Source organism: Shewanella mesophila, from assembly GCF_019457515.1.
Taxonomy (GTDB): domain Bacteria; phylum Pseudomonadota; class Gammaproteobacteria; order Enterobacterales; family Shewanellaceae; genus Shewanella; species Shewanella mesophila.
Window position 1 is genome coordinate 1,747,902 of the sequence record NZ_CP080421.1, and the last position, 15,307, is coordinate 1,763,208.

Annotated in this window: 12 protein-coding genes; 6 read left to right on the forward strand and 6 right to left on the reverse strand. The window is 44.5% G+C overall.

Features of this window, described 5'->3' with window-relative positions; all coding sequences use genetic code 11:
• Positions 1–61 precede the first annotated feature (61 nt).
• Positions 62–1,438 (reverse strand): L-serine ammonia-lyase, encoded by a 1,377-nt coding sequence (locus tag K0I73_RS07620; protein ID WP_220063878.1) that lies wholly within the window; start codon positions 1,436–1,438, stop codon positions 62–64.
• Positions 1,439–1,792: 354 nt separating this feature from the next.
• Between K0I73_RS07620 and nagZ the strand changes: the two genes are divergently transcribed.
• From nagZ to K0I73_RS07635, 3 genes are all read left to right on the forward strand, one after another.
• Positions 1,793–2,806, forward strand: a complete 1,014-nt coding sequence (nagZ, locus tag K0I73_RS07625; RefSeq protein WP_220063879.1) for a beta-N-acetylhexosaminidase — start codon at positions 1,793–1,795, stop codon at positions 2,804–2,806.
• A gap of 75 nt (positions 2,807–2,881) precedes the next feature.
• On the forward strand, positions 2,882–3,421 hold the full coding sequence (ycfP, locus tag K0I73_RS07630; protein ID WP_220063880.1) for an alpha/beta hydrolase YcfP: 540 nt from the start codon (positions 2,882–2,884) through the stop codon (positions 3,419–3,421).
• 583 nt (positions 3,422–4,004) lie between these two features.
• A complete protein-coding gene (locus K0I73_RS07635; protein WP_220063881.1) occupies positions 4,005–4,274 on the forward strand; it encodes an acylphosphatase in 270 nt (89 codons plus the stop codon).
• A 195-nt stretch (positions 4,275–4,469) separates the two neighbouring features.
• Here K0I73_RS07635 and K0I73_RS07640 read toward each other — a convergent pair whose 3' ends face one another.
• From K0I73_RS07640 to K0I73_RS07650, 3 genes are all read right to left on the reverse strand, one after another.
• Complete coding sequence (locus K0I73_RS07640) at positions 4,470–5,480, reverse strand: peptidoglycan binding protein CsiV (RefSeq protein ID WP_220063882.1); 1,011 nt, start codon at positions 5,478–5,480, stop codon at positions 4,470–4,472.
• The gene (gene mfd, locus K0I73_RS07645; protein ID WP_220063883.1) at positions 5,473–8,955 is read right to left on the reverse strand and encodes a transcription-repair coupling factor; all 3,483 of its coding nucleotides are present in this window, start codon (positions 8,953–8,955) and stop codon (positions 5,473–5,475) included. The genes K0I73_RS07640 and mfd overlap by 8 nt, the downstream gene beginning before the upstream one ends.
• An 85-nt stretch (positions 8,956–9,040) precedes the next feature.
• Entirely contained in the window at positions 9,041–9,637 is a 597-nt protein-coding gene (locus K0I73_RS07650) for a hypothetical protein (protein WP_220063884.1), read from the reverse strand.
• A 95-nt stretch (positions 9,638–9,732) separates the two neighbouring features.
• On the opposite strand from K0I73_RS07650, the gene K0I73_RS07655 reads away from it, so the two are divergent.
• Genes K0I73_RS07655 through lolE form a run of 3 tightly spaced genes read left to right on the forward strand, consistent with a single transcriptional unit; the run spans position 9,733 to position 12,953 of the window.
• Positions 9,733–10,965: a lipoprotein-releasing ABC transporter permease subunit gene (locus K0I73_RS07655; protein ID WP_220063885.1), complete on the forward strand. Its 1,233-nt coding sequence runs from the start codon at positions 9,733–9,735 to the stop codon at positions 10,963–10,965.
• Between the two features lie 3 nt (positions 10,966–10,968).
• Positions 10,969–11,700 carry a lipoprotein-releasing ABC transporter ATP-binding protein LolD gene (lolD, locus tag K0I73_RS07660; protein WP_220063886.1) on the forward strand — a complete coding sequence of 244 codons (732 nt, stop codon included), beginning with the start codon at positions 10,969–10,971 and terminating at the stop codon, positions 11,698–11,700.
• Positions 11,697–12,953: a lipoprotein-releasing ABC transporter permease subunit LolE gene (lolE, locus tag K0I73_RS07665; protein ID WP_220063887.1), complete on the forward strand. Its 1,257-nt coding sequence runs from the start codon at positions 11,697–11,699 to the stop codon at positions 12,951–12,953. The genes lolD and lolE overlap by 4 nt, the downstream gene beginning before the upstream one ends.
• A gap of 117 nt (positions 12,954–13,070) precedes the next feature.
• Here lolE and K0I73_RS07670 read toward each other — a convergent pair whose 3' ends face one another.
• Together K0I73_RS07670 and K0I73_RS07675 are read right to left on the reverse strand one after the other, a co-directional pair.
• Positions 13,071–14,354, reverse strand: a complete 1,284-nt coding sequence (locus K0I73_RS07670; protein ID WP_220063888.1) for a diguanylate cyclase domain-containing protein — start codon at positions 14,352–14,354, stop codon at positions 13,071–13,073.
• Between the two features lie 439 nt (positions 14,355–14,793).
• A complete protein-coding gene (locus K0I73_RS07675; RefSeq protein WP_220063889.1) occupies positions 14,794–15,300 on the reverse strand; it encodes a DUF2062 domain-containing protein in 507 nt (168 codons plus the stop codon).
• Between the last annotated feature and the right edge of the window lie 7 nt (positions 15,301–15,307).

A 15,307-nucleotide genomic window follows, 5' to 3' on the forward strand; every position in this document is an offset into this window, starting at 1 on the left:
ATGGATTAGGTAATAAAAAACTCGCCAAATGGCGAGTTTTTTAGTTAGAAACATTCAACATTTAACATTCAACGATGTTAACCGCTAAGCCACCCTTGGCCGTTTCCTTATATTTACTGCGCATATCCTTACCAGTATCCATCATGGTTTTGATCACCTTATCCAGTGATACTTTATGGTTACCGTCACCGCGCATGGCGAGTCTAGACGCATTAATCGCTTTTACGGCGCCCATGGCATTGCGCTCGATGCAAGGAACTTGAACTAATCCACCGACAGGGTCACAGGTTAATCCTAAATTATGTTCCATACCAATTTCTGCTGCGTTCTCGACATGTTCGATTGTGCCGCCCATAATTTCGGTCAATGCACCCGCAGCCATGGAGCAAGCAACACCCACTTCACCCTGGCAACCCACTTCAGCGCCTGAAATCGAAGCATTCTTTTTGTATAAGATGCCAATCGCGGCGGCAGTTAGCAAATATTGACAACAGATATCGATATCAACTTCTTGAACGAAGGTATGGTAGTAGCAAAGCACGGCAGGAATAATACCGGCAGCGCCATTTGTCGGCGCTGTAACTACTCGATCGCCTGCCGCATTCTGTTCATTCACCGCTAGCGCAAAGAGGTCAACCCAGTCTAGTGCTGTGAGCGGGTCGACACAGGTTTTCCCTTCGGCTTTTAAACGGCGATAAAGGGCTGGAGCCCTGCGACGCAGTTTGAGACCGCCAGGTAAAATTCCCTCTTTTTGATATCCGCGCTCGATACAGGTCTTCATCGTTTGCCAGATATGCCATAGACGTTGTTTTATCTCTTGTTCTTCGCCGATAGACAACTCGTTTGCCATCATGAGTGCTGAGATACTGAGTCCATTTTCAGCACACATGCTTAATAGTTCTGATGCGCTATTGAAGTCATATGGAGCCGATTGTATCGGCGATGCAGGAGAGGCATCTTGGGCTAAAATTTCATCTTCATCGAGAATAAAACCGCCACCAACGGAATAGTAAGTGCGCTGGTATATACACTCATCTTCGGCATAGGCATATAGCGTCATCGCATTGGCGTGTGCAGGAAGACTCTTACGTCTATGGTAGGTGATGCCGTGTTCACGACTGAACTTAACTACTTTGTTATTTGGCATAATGAGTGTTTGACTATCACTCACCTGCTCAAGAACACTGTCTATGGAATCGGTATTGACGGTTTCTGGCTCTTCACCCATGAGGCCTAAAATGACAGCTTTACCAGTACCGTGCCCCTTTCCCGTTTGACCAAGTGAACCAAATAACTCAGATCTGAGTTCATCAGTTGCCGCCAAATGACCATGTTTTTCTAGATCTTTTATAAAGATATTGCCCGCTTTCATTGGGCCCACGGTATGGGAGCTCGATGGCCCAATACCAATTTTAAACATGTCAAATACGCTAATCATTGAAAAGTCCTGCTTGTCTTCATTGTTATCATTATTCAATCTCAGTGATTTTAGGCCAATTATGCCTTTTTTGCTGACCGTATAATGCTGAGCCTTGTGCTACTCTTGCCAGCAAATTAAGATTGAGTGCGGGTGAGTATCCCATACTTTAGTACTAACTTTCGCATTAGTTATTCTTAAGTGTAGACTTCGCATTAGACATATTAGTGCATCGTGAATTTATGTTAGTTAGATGGAATGGCGATATCCATTATTGTTGATTTAATACAATTGCTTATAGAATTTCTTTCTTTGGGTTTGTTTATTTTATTTAGTAAGAACAGTATTTATTTATCAGTTATTTTAGGGGGAAGTGTGGGCTATTTGATGATGGATTTGTTATCAACTCAGGTTTCTGAGTTAGAGAGAGAACAACTACAACACCCCATGGTTGGCGGTATTATTTTGTTTAGCCGCAACTATCAAGATCGGAATCAACTCTGTGAACTTATCAGCGTGGTTCGTGACATCCGGCCCGACTTACTTATCGCTGTCGACCATGAAGGAGGCAGAGTGCAGCGCTTTGTTGAAGGCTTCAGTAAGATCCCTGCGATGGGAGATATTTTACCCATGGCCAGTAACGATATGGCGATTGCGCAACAGTGGGCAGAGGAACTTGGTTTTTTGATGGCGATAGAGCTATTGAGTTGCGATATCGATTTGAGTTTTGCCCCAGTGTTAGATCTAAATGGCATTAGTGAAGTGATCGGTAAACGGGCTTTTAGCGATAAGCCTAATGAGGTGATCTCCTTAGCCACATCTTTTATTAAGGGAATGAATAGCGCAGGCATGGCCGCGGTTGGGAAACATTTTCCAGGGCACGGCAGTGTCGCCGCTGATTCACATATCGCAAAACCGGTTGATTCAAGAAGTGAGCAGCAGATCCGAGCATTAGATATGGTGCCATTTAAATCGCTGATGGCAGAGCATATGCTGCAAGGCGTTATGCCTGCTCATGTTATTTTCGATCGTGTCGATCCCAATCCTGCTGGCTTTTCCTCATATTGGTTAAAAGAGGTGCTTCGTGGTGAGTTAAATTTTAATGGGGTGATATTTTCCGATGATCTAGGGATGAAAGGTGCTGGTGTTGTTGGTGGATATAAGGAAAGAGCCCAAGCGGCGCTGAATGCCGGATGCGATATGATATTAGTATGTAATGATAGCCAAGGTGTCGCTGAGCTTTTAAATGAGTTTGAGTGGCCTTTATGCAAGCCTCATGTTGCTGCAGGCTTGTTACGTGCAAATGCCGAGCAAGTAGAGAATGCACTTCAAAATGAAACTCGTTGGTTAGCCGCTAAAGCGCTAGCAGAGCGGCTTGTATTGAACTAAGTTTGATGTAGCGCAAAATACAGATGAGCTCAGTTAGCTAAAGTTAATATTCAATGTTTATCAATAGGTGACAGGATGATCCTCTATTTTCATGGCTTCGATGCTACTAGTCCAGGTAACCACGAGAAGATGCGACAACTACAGTTTGTCGATAACGATGTTCGTTTAGTGAGTTACAGTACATTACATCCTAAGAATGATATGCAATATCTACTCAATGAAGTCAGTAGACAACTGAAGGAGTGTGACGATCCTGCACCGTTGGCGATAGGCGTGGGATTGGGCGCTTATTGGGCCGAAAGGGTGGGCTTCTTAAACCAACTTAAAACCATTTTAGTTAATCCAAATCTTCACCCTGAAGTGACTATGATTGATAAAATCGACCGCCCTGAAGAGTATGCCGATATCGCCAATAAATGTGTGAGTCAATTTAGGCATAAGAATAGTGGCAATTGCCTATGTATTTTGTCTCGCCACGATGAGGTGAATGACAACAAGGCGGTAATGGAGGAGTTAAGCCCATTTTATAAGATCATTTGGGATGAAGAACAAACTCATAAATTTGCGTCATTAGCAGCACACCTTGCAGAAATTAAAGAATTTAAGGTTGTATAGTTAATCAGTTTATGGGGCTGAATTTATCGATGCTATTGGCATAAACCTGACCGTGATGACAGGTACACGGTCTGGTTTATGGTCAATGCAGAAAGTAAAAATCTTTTGACTCTTAAATTCTCTAGCTCTTTTATGGTGTTTTAGCTGTTTAAAGGCGATTTGGTAAGGCGGAGCCAGTAAGATTTAATATTATCCACTTATTATCTTAGTCATTTATCTTCAATGCTTGAGCATCCAGCATCCAGCATCCAGCATCCTGTATCGAACATATCGCTTGTGGTTCAGTTTTTGATGATTGTGCATGTAGAGCTGTAGAGCTGTAGAGCTGTAGAGCGGATAGGGAAGGAGTGGACCAACGGAATTTCGATTTTTTTATGTGGCGAGTGTAGCATCGTCCTGCCATTTTGTGATACAAACTGATACAGATTGCTACATAATGATCTATCTGATCGTTTCCAATTTGCGTATGTCGCCCGATGCAGCTAACCACTTTATTAGTTAGCTGTTTTTTTTGTCTAAATTTTGCCCATATTGAAACTTTAGGTTATCTTCAAAGGGTCAACTTGGCAGATAAGAGGCGCAAATGAAGCGTGTATTACTCACTATTTCAGGTAAAGTTCAGGGTGTCTGTTTTCGGCGTTATAGTCAGCAAAAGGCGCTGGAGTTAGGCCTTACTGGTTATGCTAAGAATTTAGACAATGGTAAGGTGTCTATTTTACTTCAAGGGGGCAGCGCTGCCGTCGATCGATTTATCGCTTGGTGCGATGAAGGGGCTCCTCAATCTAGGGTTGATGATGTATTGGTCGAAGAAGATGAGGCTGATGATATCTATCTCGATTTTTCAATATGTTAAGGCTAAGTGTTTAATCATTTAGAATGAATACAATCTTATTGCGTCAGATTCATTATTGGTCGTTTACGGCTAATGGTCCTTATATTCGATCTCTTAAGGAATGTTTATCACTAGATGTTCCGATAGGGCGCCAGAGGTATGCAGCCTTTATTGCTAACGATACTTCATAGCGCTACTCGTAGCATCAATTAGGGATTAATAAACATTATCGCTAATAGTTTTGGGCTCAAGTGTTGATTTACCAGCGACTTGATTGGGATGTTCTAGTATGACTCCTAGCTGGTTTAGGCTACTCTGATCGATTTCATTGGGTTGCATCATTTTTCTTATTTGCAACAGCATCCCCATATTGGGGTGATCGAAATAATGAATTTCATCACTGATGACGCGTTTATTTTGTGCCATCCAGATATTGAACAGGTAAGGCACTGGTGTCGATGAAGCTGAGTCGTCGGTATAAAGATCGATCTTAAGCGGTATCTTGGTCCCTTCTTCGTGCAATGTGAGCGCGGTTTCAACATGTAAATAGTGATTGAGGTAGATGTTTATTGCGCCTTCTAACTGCCAAATAGGTGCTTTAGTCTCTGAATTACCCAGCCCGTAATCGAAATTAAATTGCGGGATATCTGACGCAGCCACTTGGTGGCCAATTAAGTAACCATCTTTCCCATAGCGCTCGGAAAAATCGTCACCTGCAAACAATCGAATGGGTGTCGCTCTATGTCTTGGTTGCATAGATTGTTGCCAAGTCATATGTAGCAAGCTCTTATGGCCAGGTTCTCGGTTTAAGGTGGCGATCATATCGTTAAACTGTGCCTGAGATGGGGCGAGTAGCACTGTAGACTGCCCCTCTTTGGCATATTGTGGTGTCGCCGCACCGATAGATGCTGGAATTGAACTTGGGTGACTTACCAGGGCTGAACTCAACTGTTGATTGCATCTTTCAGCATCTTCTATCCATTGCTGGGCTGTGCACCCTTCGAGCCCTACGCTTGCGCCTGTGATATCGGTACTAAATAGCGGTGATATCATATCTATCGGCTGACGCTTATTCATATTGGCTGGGTTATTGGTCATCTCTTCGAATGCATTCCCTTGACGTTCAAAGATGTAGATCTCAACTTCAAACCAACGCTCGGCATCTGCCAAGGCATAGTTAGAGATTGAAAATAAGCTGGCGGCCAATGCTAGACTCTGTTTAAGCACGTAGTTCTCCAAGACGATGTTGCATAAGCTGTGAGATGATCAGCGATAATAAGGCTAAACGATCTTTATCTGCTTCAGTAGGCATAAGGAATTTTAACTTACTTGGGCCATCCATACGATAATTTTGTGGCTGACTTTGCAGTAGGCCAATAATAAAGCCTGGATCGATAATGTGGTCATCCCTGAATTCCATGCTGCCACCTTTCGCATGCATCTCAATTTTGGCAATGCCTAATGCTGTTGCTTGATGTTTGTATAGGGTCAACTCTAATAGATTCTTCGTGGCTTGTGGCAATAATCCAAAGCGGTCGATCAGTTCGACTTTTAGCTCATCTAGTGCATTTTCACTCTTACAATTGGCGATTCGTTTATAGAGTGATAAACGGACATTAACGTCGTGTACGTAGTCTTCAGGCAGCAAGGCGGGAATACGTAGGTCGACTTCACATTGGCCTCGCAGCATCTGATCGAGCGAAGGCTCTCGACCCTCTTTTAATGATTTTACCGCGTCTTCCAACATCTCCATGTACAAGGTGAAGCCAATTTTTGAAATGTGACCACTTTGTTCATCACCTAAGAGTTCACCTGCACCACGGATCTCTAAATCCTGGGTCGCCAGCATAAAGCCCGCGCCAAGGTCTTCAAGGGCGCCAATCGCTTCGAGTCGTTTGCGTGCATCTTTAGTCATTCGTTTCGGGTGCGGGGTCATCAAATAGGCGTAGGCTTGATGGTGAGAGCGGCCCACTCGACCACGCAGCTGATGCAGTTGTGCTAAGCCAAAGTGGTCGGCGCGTTCTATGACTATGGTATTCGCGCTTGGGACATCGATACCAGTTTCAATAATAGTTGTACAGACTAATACATTGTATTTCTGGTGATAAAAATCAGCCATCACCTTTTCCAGATCCCGTTCACGCATCTGGCCATGAGCGGTGACAACTCTAGCCTCAGGAAGCAGCTCTTCAAGTTCCCGTGCGCGTTTCTCAATGGTTTCGACATTGTTGTGCAGAAAATAAACTTGACCGCCCCTTAAGATCTCACGCAGTAGTGCCTCGCGTACCGTTGTATCGTCATACTCTCTAACGAAGGTTTTTACCGCCAATCGTTTCGCTGGTGGCGTAGCGATAATCGATAGATCTCGCATGCCAGACATGGCCATGTTGAGCGTTCTAGGGATGGGGGTTGCAGTGAGCGTCAAAATATCAATATTCGCTCTAAGGGCCTTAATTTTCTCTTTTTGCCTCACGCCAAAACGGTGTTCTTCATCGATGATCAGTAGGCCTAAATTTTCAAATTTGGCTTCGGATTGCAGCAGTTTATGGGTGCCTATGACGATATCGACCTGACCATTGGTCAATTGCTCCAGTACCGCTTGTTGCTCTTTTGCCGTTTTAAAACGCGACAATACTTCAATCTTAATCGGCCAGTCGGCAAATCTATCCTTAAAGTTCTCATAATGTTGCTGAGCGAGCAGGGTGGTAGGGACTAAAATAGCGACCTGCTTATCATCATTTACCGCCACGAATGCGGCGCGCATTGCCACTTCGGTTTTGCCAAAACCCACATCACCACAGACCAAGCGGTCCATCGAGGTGGGCGAGCACATATCGGTGAGCACAGCGTCGATAGCCGTTTCTTGGTCGACGGTTTCTTCATAGGGGAAGCTGCTGGCAAACTGAGCATATTCTTGTTGGTCGAGCTGACACGCTTCACCTGGTCTAGCTTGCCTTCTGGCATAAACATCAAGCAGCTCTGCGGCGACGTCACGGATCTTTTCAATCGCTTTGCGTTTTGCTTTGCTCCAGGTTTCATTACCCAGTTTGTTGAGATGGGCTTCTTCATCGGGGCCGACACTGTAGCGACTAATAAGATTTAGCGAAGAGACGGGGACATAGAGTTTATCGCCGCCTGAATACTCAAGTTTAAGGTATTCGGCAACAAGCCCTCCAGTGTCTAGGGTTTCTAATCCTTGATAGAGCGCCACCCCATGATCTAAATGTACTATGGGTTGACCGACTTTTAGCTCGGCCAAGTCTTTAATGAGTGCATCGTTGCTGATCTGGCGCTGCTTATCTCGTCTGCGTTGCTGAGAAATACGTTGACCGAAAAGCTCGGTCTCACACACTAGCGCCCAAGGTTTGCCTTTATTACCACTTATGATAGCCCCTTGAGATAAGGGCGAAACGATTAGGCCAAATTGTGCCGGTTTTTCAGCAAATTGATTAAAGTGTTCAAATAGTTGGGGCTTTATTTCTATCTTAGCAAGTAGCTCTATGAGCGCTTCGCGTCGACCTTCCGATTCGGCGCAAAACAGGATTGAAATACCTGAGTTTGCATACTCTTGCAGGGCGATAAGCGGCTGCTTCAATTTGTGATTTGAGGCGATATCTGGCAAGGCTTCAACTTTGGCTGGAATACAGGTGCCTTGGAAATCTCGTCCCTTACACAGTAGCCTTGGCAATTGCTTAAATGCTTGAAATACTTGCTCTGCAAGTAAATAAAGATCTTTTGGCGGCAATAGTGGCCTTAAGGGATCCACGCGGCGATTTTCATAACGCTGAGCGACTTCATTAAGATGGGATTTCGCCGCAGTTTCTAAGTCACCGAGGGCGACCAGTTGAGTCTGTTCTGGTAGGTAGTCAAATAGGGTGGCAGTTTCATCAAAAAATAGCGGCAGATAGCTTTCAATACCCGCAGGCATTACTTTGCGGCTGACCATCTGATAGATAGATTCTGGCTCTTTAACGACCACATCAAACTGACGACGGTAACGCTGTCTAAACCCTTCGGTAGCCGCATCATCAGTGGGAAACTCTTTTGCTGGTAGTAATCGAATTCCCTCTATTTCACCACTTGAACGCTGAGTTTCGGGATCAAACTGGCGGATAGATTCCACTTCATCGTCGAAGAGTTCGATACGATAGGGGTTATTGGAGCCCATCGGGAAAATGTCGATGATAGAGCCTCGTACGGCAAACTCACCATGTTCATAAACTTGTTCGACTAGATGATAACCGGTATTCACCAATTGCTGACGCACTTGCTCGAGTTGGTAGATATCGCCCTTGTTGAGCAGCAGCACATTACCCGTTAAAAATGATTGCGGCGGCAGTCTCACCATCAGGGTGCTTATCGGAACAATCACTAGACTCTGCTTTTCGGTGGAGATCCTAGATAGCGTCTCTAACCTTTGTGATACCAGATCTTGATGGGGTGAGAAACTGTCATAAGGCAAGGTCTCTCTGTCTGGGAACAGGAGCACCGGGACTGATGCTGGTCTAAGCAGATATTTAAGCTCAGTTTCCAGCTGCAGCGCGCTGGGAGTGTCGTGGGTAACGACTAACGTTAAACCGTTATAATTAGCGCCGATATTCGCTAAGGTGATCGCCTGAGCCGCGCCATGCAATTGACTTAGGGTTTGAGGCGTTTTTACCCCTTTAACTTTTGGGGGCGTAAGGACAGAGAAAGCATTCATGGAGAAGAGACTAATAGCCAAAAATCGACAAAGATGCGAGCCATTGTAGAGGCTTAGTCTCCCATGTGCCAGTGAAAACTAGCCTTTACCTAGACTTGTTTTGATTGTCTTTTTTACGCTGCTGTAGTTGTTTTTGTTGAACATTGAGGCTGGCTTTTACCAATTGTTCAATATCTTCGTCCAAAATTTGGCTAAATTCGAGTTCGCTTTCGAAACCTGCTTGTTGGTTGCCCGATCCGCTCATTGGCGTTGAGCTTATGCATTGAGCGATACAAAGCATCGACAGTAGGGCATCTTTTATATGCAAGGTGACCCGATATTGTTTGCCTAATTCCAGTTGGGTATCGCCAATGATTTGAATGCCGCTACCACCAAACTGCTGGCCGATACATTTATCGCCTTCGTTGGGTTGCTGTTCGAGCACATATTGCAGAACTAAATCAATTTTACGCGATTGCAGCTTTAGATAATCAACCACGGTGCGCGCTTCGTCATCGAGGTTTCTCAGTTGCAATAAACAATTGGCTTCCATCGCTTTGACTTCGCTTATTAGCTGCAGGCCGAGAGGTAACATGCCCTTGAGCTCTGATTCTGAAGGCAAAGGTTGGTTTTCAGGCCAAGGCGATAGGTAAGCTGAAAACCTATGTCTGACGCTAAAATAGGAGTTTGATTCGTTGTTCAACGGATTGCCTCTTGTTTTTATGGTGCTATTACCCCTATTATCGTGCGCATCTCAATGATTTATCAAGGCTCCTGAGCAAAGAGACCCTGCCACACATGAATTTAGCGTTATCTTGGAACATAGGTTATCGATATTGGCGAGCGCGGAAAGCCAATGCTTTTGCCTCTTTTATCACAATTTTTGCCGTTTCAGGCATTTTACTTGGTGTAGCGGCGTTGATTATCGTCAGTTCGGTGATGAATGGATTAGAGGGACAGCTAAAACAACGCATTTTGGGCGCGGTTCCTCAGTTAACCGTTTATAGCGAACAAAATCTTAACCAGTGGCAGCAAAACGCTGATGCCTTAGTTAACCTTGATGGTATCGTCGCCGTCAGCCCTAGTATCTCCACCCAAGCTATGTTGCAAGCGCCTAAAAGTATCAGCGCGGTGCAGATCTACGGTATTTATCCTGAGCTTGAAAAGCAAAATCTAGCCTTAATCAATCAACATTTTAACGGTTCATTGGCGGCACTTAAGTCAGGAGAATATAACATAGTGCTAGGGGCCGAATTGGCGCGCCGTCTGGATGTTGCCCCTGGTGACAAAATTAGAGTCTTGAGTGGCGATGGCGTTGTCTATTCGCCGTTAGGGCCTGTGCCAAGCCAACGAAATTTTCATGTTGTCGGCGTCTTTGAAATGGGTTCTCAGGTGGATGCGAGCTTGGCCTATGTTCACCATGATGATGCGCAGCGCTTGATGAGGCAGAAACCGGGTGAGATAAAGCAACTCAGACTTTATCTAAATGATCCGTTTAACGCCGCTAAGATAGCTCCGACAGTGACTGATATATTCGCACATTCGGGAGTTAGCGTTACAACCTCTGATTGGCGCGACAGTTATGGTCACCTGTTTGCGGCGGTAAAAATGGAAAAGAACATGATGTCGCTGATGCTTAGCCTGATCATTGCTGTGGCGGCGTTTAATATCGTATCGGCACTGGTGATGATGGTGGTCGATAAAACCACAGATATTGCCGTATTAAAGACGCAAGGACTGCGCACCTCGAGTGTCATGAGTATTTTTATGATCCAAGGCTCGTTAAATGCCCTGTTAGGTTTGCTCGGCGGTTTGATCATTGGGGTTCTTATCACCCTCAATCTAAATACCATTATGGCGGCCCTTGGGATCTCAATTTTAGGAGCTGGACAAACACTACCCGTACAGTTGGAGTTTACACAGTTAAGCGCGATTGTTATCGGCACCCTAGTGATTACTTTTCTGGCCACGGTTTACCCTGCATTACGAGCCGCTAACATTCAGCCCGCTAGCGCATTAAGGTACGAATAGAATATGACCCAACAAGATAATAAGAGTTTGCTGTTACAGGTAAAAAACGTCACTAAACGTTACCATGAAGGCAGTATCGATACTCTGGTATTAAATGGCGTAGATCTCGATGTTTATAGTGGTGAGCAGCTCGCGATAGTGGGCACTTCTGGCTCGGGTAAGAGTACCTTATTGCATATTATGGGTACGCTCGATAAACCCAGTAATGGTCAAGTCACCTTGCAAGGAGAAGATCTTTATACCTTGTCGGCGAGCCGTCAGGCCAAGATACGCAATCAAGATCTGGGTTTTATCTATCAGTTCCACCATCTACTGCCCGAATTCAGTGCATTAGAAAATGTCGCCATGCCTGGACTTATTCAAGGGCGCGATCGTAAGTCGGTAGAGCAAGAAGCGAGTGCTTTACTGGAACGCGTGGGCTTAGGGCATAGACTAAATCATACACCAGGGGAGATGTCTGGCGGTGAGCGCCAACGTACTGCGATAGCAAGAGCGCTGATAAATAAGCCTAAATTGGTATTAGCCGATGAGCCGACGGGTAACTTAGATGCCGCCAGTGGTGAGTCGGTTTATGAGTTGATACGTGAGCTAGGCAGTCAACTCGGCACGGCATTTGTTGTGGTCACTCATGATCCTAAATTAGCCGCGCGTATGGACAGACAACTGCGAATGAAAGATGGACACCTTTATCATACCAAAGAGGCTTCAGAGGTTAACGCGCAGGAGCTTGCATGAGTCAGATGTTGTCATTTTGGGTAGGCTGGCGCTTCTACATGGCGAGACAGTCCAATCGTTTTATCAGTTTTATCTCTTTTGCCTCAACTGCAGGTATCGCCCTTGGCGTCGCCGTGTTGATCACTGTGCTGTCGGCGATGAATGGTTTTGAGAAAGAGTTAGAGCAACGTCTGTTAGGTGTTGTGCCTCATGGTGAATTGACCGGGGTTAATGAACCTATCCGCGATTGGCAAAAAATTGCCAAGGATGCCCAGTTAATCGAAGGGATTAAAGCAACGGCTCCCTTTATTCATTTACAGGGATTGATTCAAAAACCTGGAGGTTTTCAGGGGCTTTCTGTCATTGGTATTGATACAGCCCTTGAAGCTAACGTATCAAATATCGCCGATTTTATGGATGCTAAAAGTTGGCTCGCGTTAGGCCAAAGTGGTAACAATATTGTACTTGGTCGGGGGTTAGCCGATAGCTTGTCCCTGAAAGTAGGTGATAGTATTAGTTTATACACGCCTGATTTTGCTGCAAAACAGACAGAGACGAAACGCATTGGTTCGGCGAAGAGCCATCGCTTTGTCGTTGCAGGGATATTTGATATCGGTGGTGAGTTAGATCTGACCACAGCGTATATTCCGCTGACTTATGGCGCACAGATTTTAGGCTTCAGCGACGGGGTGAGTGGTGTACGTATTAAAGTCGATGATGTATTTGCTGCGCCTAGGTTGATAAGGACCTTAGGCTATAGTCAGCAGCAGTATATGTATTTGTCTGATTGGACTCGAACTCAGGGGCATCTTTATCAAGATATACAGCTGGTTAGAGCTGTAATGTATCTGGTTTTGGCGCTAGTTATTGCGGTTGCTTGCTTTAACATAGTGTCGACCTTAGTGATGGCTGTTCGTGATAAACAATCAGAAATTGCCATATTACTCACCATGGGAATGGCTAAAATTACCGTGATGGGAATTTTTGTTGTGCAAGGCGCGTTAAATGGGATCTTAGGCTGCTTAATTGGTGGTGTGCTTGGGGTTGTCATTGCGTTAAATTTGAGTGTCATGGCAAGTTTTATCGAACAGGCTTTAGGGGTCCAACTGCTTTCGGCCGATGTTTACTTTATCGACTTCCTCCCCTCACAGCTGCATTGGCAAGATGTGATTTTAGTGGTTAGTTTAGCGTTTATTATGAGTCTGATCTCTACCTTGTATCCAGCATGGAAAGCAAGTCAAACCATGCCTGCCACAGCATTGGCGGGCAGATAATAGAGTGTGTTAGTAATTGCGCCGTTAACGTTAAATCGTAGGATGGGTTAGGATTAGCTAAGTTGCTATCGGATAAAAGAGGTTTGATATATTGCGATCGTCTCTTATGCTGATCAACTATGATGCTTTCTTATTTCTAGCCCGGCGCTTGTGTGCGTACATGCTCTTATCCGCATTGGATAACAGCTGTTTAACTGTAGTGATTTGGCCTTCAAACATGGCAAAACCTATGCTTAACGACGGGATGATTTGTGTCTCGCCCCAGCTAAGGTAACTCGCTTCTATGGTTTCACGGAGTTGAGTAATAAGCGCTTCTATCTGTGAAGCATCGGAAATATTTCTTAATAGTATTAAGAATTCGTCCCCCCCAAAGCGAGCCACGGTTCCGTATGGCGAGGTTTCCGAGACCAGGAGTTTGGCGATATGTTTGAGTAGCTCATCTCCGGCCTCGTGTCCTAATTCGTCATTTACCTGTTTGAAACCGTTTAGATCAATATTGAGTAGTGTAAACGTCGCATTATTGCTGCCCTCGGTGATTAATTTATTGAGTAGATTAATCATGAAGCGTCTATTGGGTAATTGCGTCAGTTCATCTTCAAGTGCAGCGTTATGGGTATGTTTATAATGTCTGTAGAACAAGATCATCATGGCGTAGATAAGCAAAGTTGTCAGCCAGCCAATGACGAGCGCAATGTTATTAATGCGTTGAATTTGTTGGTGATTGTCAATGTCAAACTTAGCTGCAAGTTGCCAGATTCCGCTGGGTAGTTGGATGGGATATTGTATGTCTGGCTGATCAAATATGGTATCTTCGCCGTAAAATACCTGGCTAGTTTCATCGGGTAATACTTGTTTACGCAATGCAATGTTAGCGCCTTGAAAACGGGTTAATCCCGTTTCGTTAAGTAGTTTCTCATAGTCCATGACGACGCTGACCGTTCCCCAATAGTTAGTGTTTAAGGGAGAGTCTGAGAAAATTGGGTAGCGAGCAATGAGTCCTATGCCTCCTTGGACTAAGTTAACGGGGCCCGCAATAAAGACGCCTTGTCTTTCCTTCGCTATCAAGACGGTTTTGAGTTGCTCTGGCTGGGTCCTGAAATCAAACCCTATTGCTCGCTCGTTTCCTTTTTCGGGATAAACCAGGGTGATCACGTTGTTGGGGGCGAATGCGACGCTGCGAACATATTTGGCTTTAGCTAATAATTTTGTCGCTATCCTCGCCCAATTTTTCCTGGCAAACTCTGGGTCAATGGTGGTTACTGTGGCTAAGCTATCGGCTAGGTAGCTATCCATATAGACGGAGGCTTCGAAATTAAATCGAACTAATGTCAAATTCTTACGAATATCTTCTTTCTCTTTGGAGATCGCATGCTCTACCAAGTACTGACATATTGTGTTCACGGTAAAGGTTGCGAGGGTTATAAATAATAAAGAGAACAGTAAAAAAATCGCTAAATGTCTTTTATTTGAACCTAAATGCATGGCTTCCAACAGTATTTTTATATTTAGAAGAAGCAAATCAACATCAATCTGCTGATAAGGTTGCTGATACAAACGGTAAATAATGTTGCTATTTGGTTATTCTATAGCAAGTTTGTTTTATAAGCTAAGGTGATTTTTGTCGAGACGCCGCTGAGTATTATGCTGTTAGCACTATTTTCTTATCAGCCAAAAGCTGACGAATGAGGCTCGGGTGAGGGGAGGTATCTCAAGCCATGGGCTATTTTATAATATATAGCCATGGCAAACGTGGTGACATTATATCGCCCACCAGCGATTTATGCCTCTTTTAAGGTTAAAAAGGCCGTAGGTTCGAGAGTGAGTGTCGATGATGTGGCTACTATTTTGTGCGGTTTTTCCATTTAAATAAAATGGAGTATTTCCACAGATTATGGACCGTAAAATAGCCTACAGCAGCAAAAATAACCCCAAAAACCAAACAACCTAATAGAAATGGTGGGCCTATGGTAGAGAGTGATGATTCAATCCATTGCCAATTGGCTTCGAATACGAATCGCTGTGGTGGATGACTTAGTAGCTTTGCACCAAATAGATAAGCCGCGTAGAACATAAATGGCATAGTGATTGGATTCGTTATCCAAACCAATGCAACGGCTATGGGGAGATTACAATTGAATACAATAGCAAGTGCTGCGGCTAACACCATCTGAAATGGCATAGGTATCCACGCAACAAATAATCCGACGGCAAATGCCATCGGAGCTGAACGGCGATTAAGCGCCCATAAATTTGGTTTATGTAGCAGTTTACCAAACATCTGCAAGTGCTTATGATTTTGCAGCGTTTCAGGCTTTGGCATAAACCTTTCAATGATTTTTTTTGGCATAGCTTAG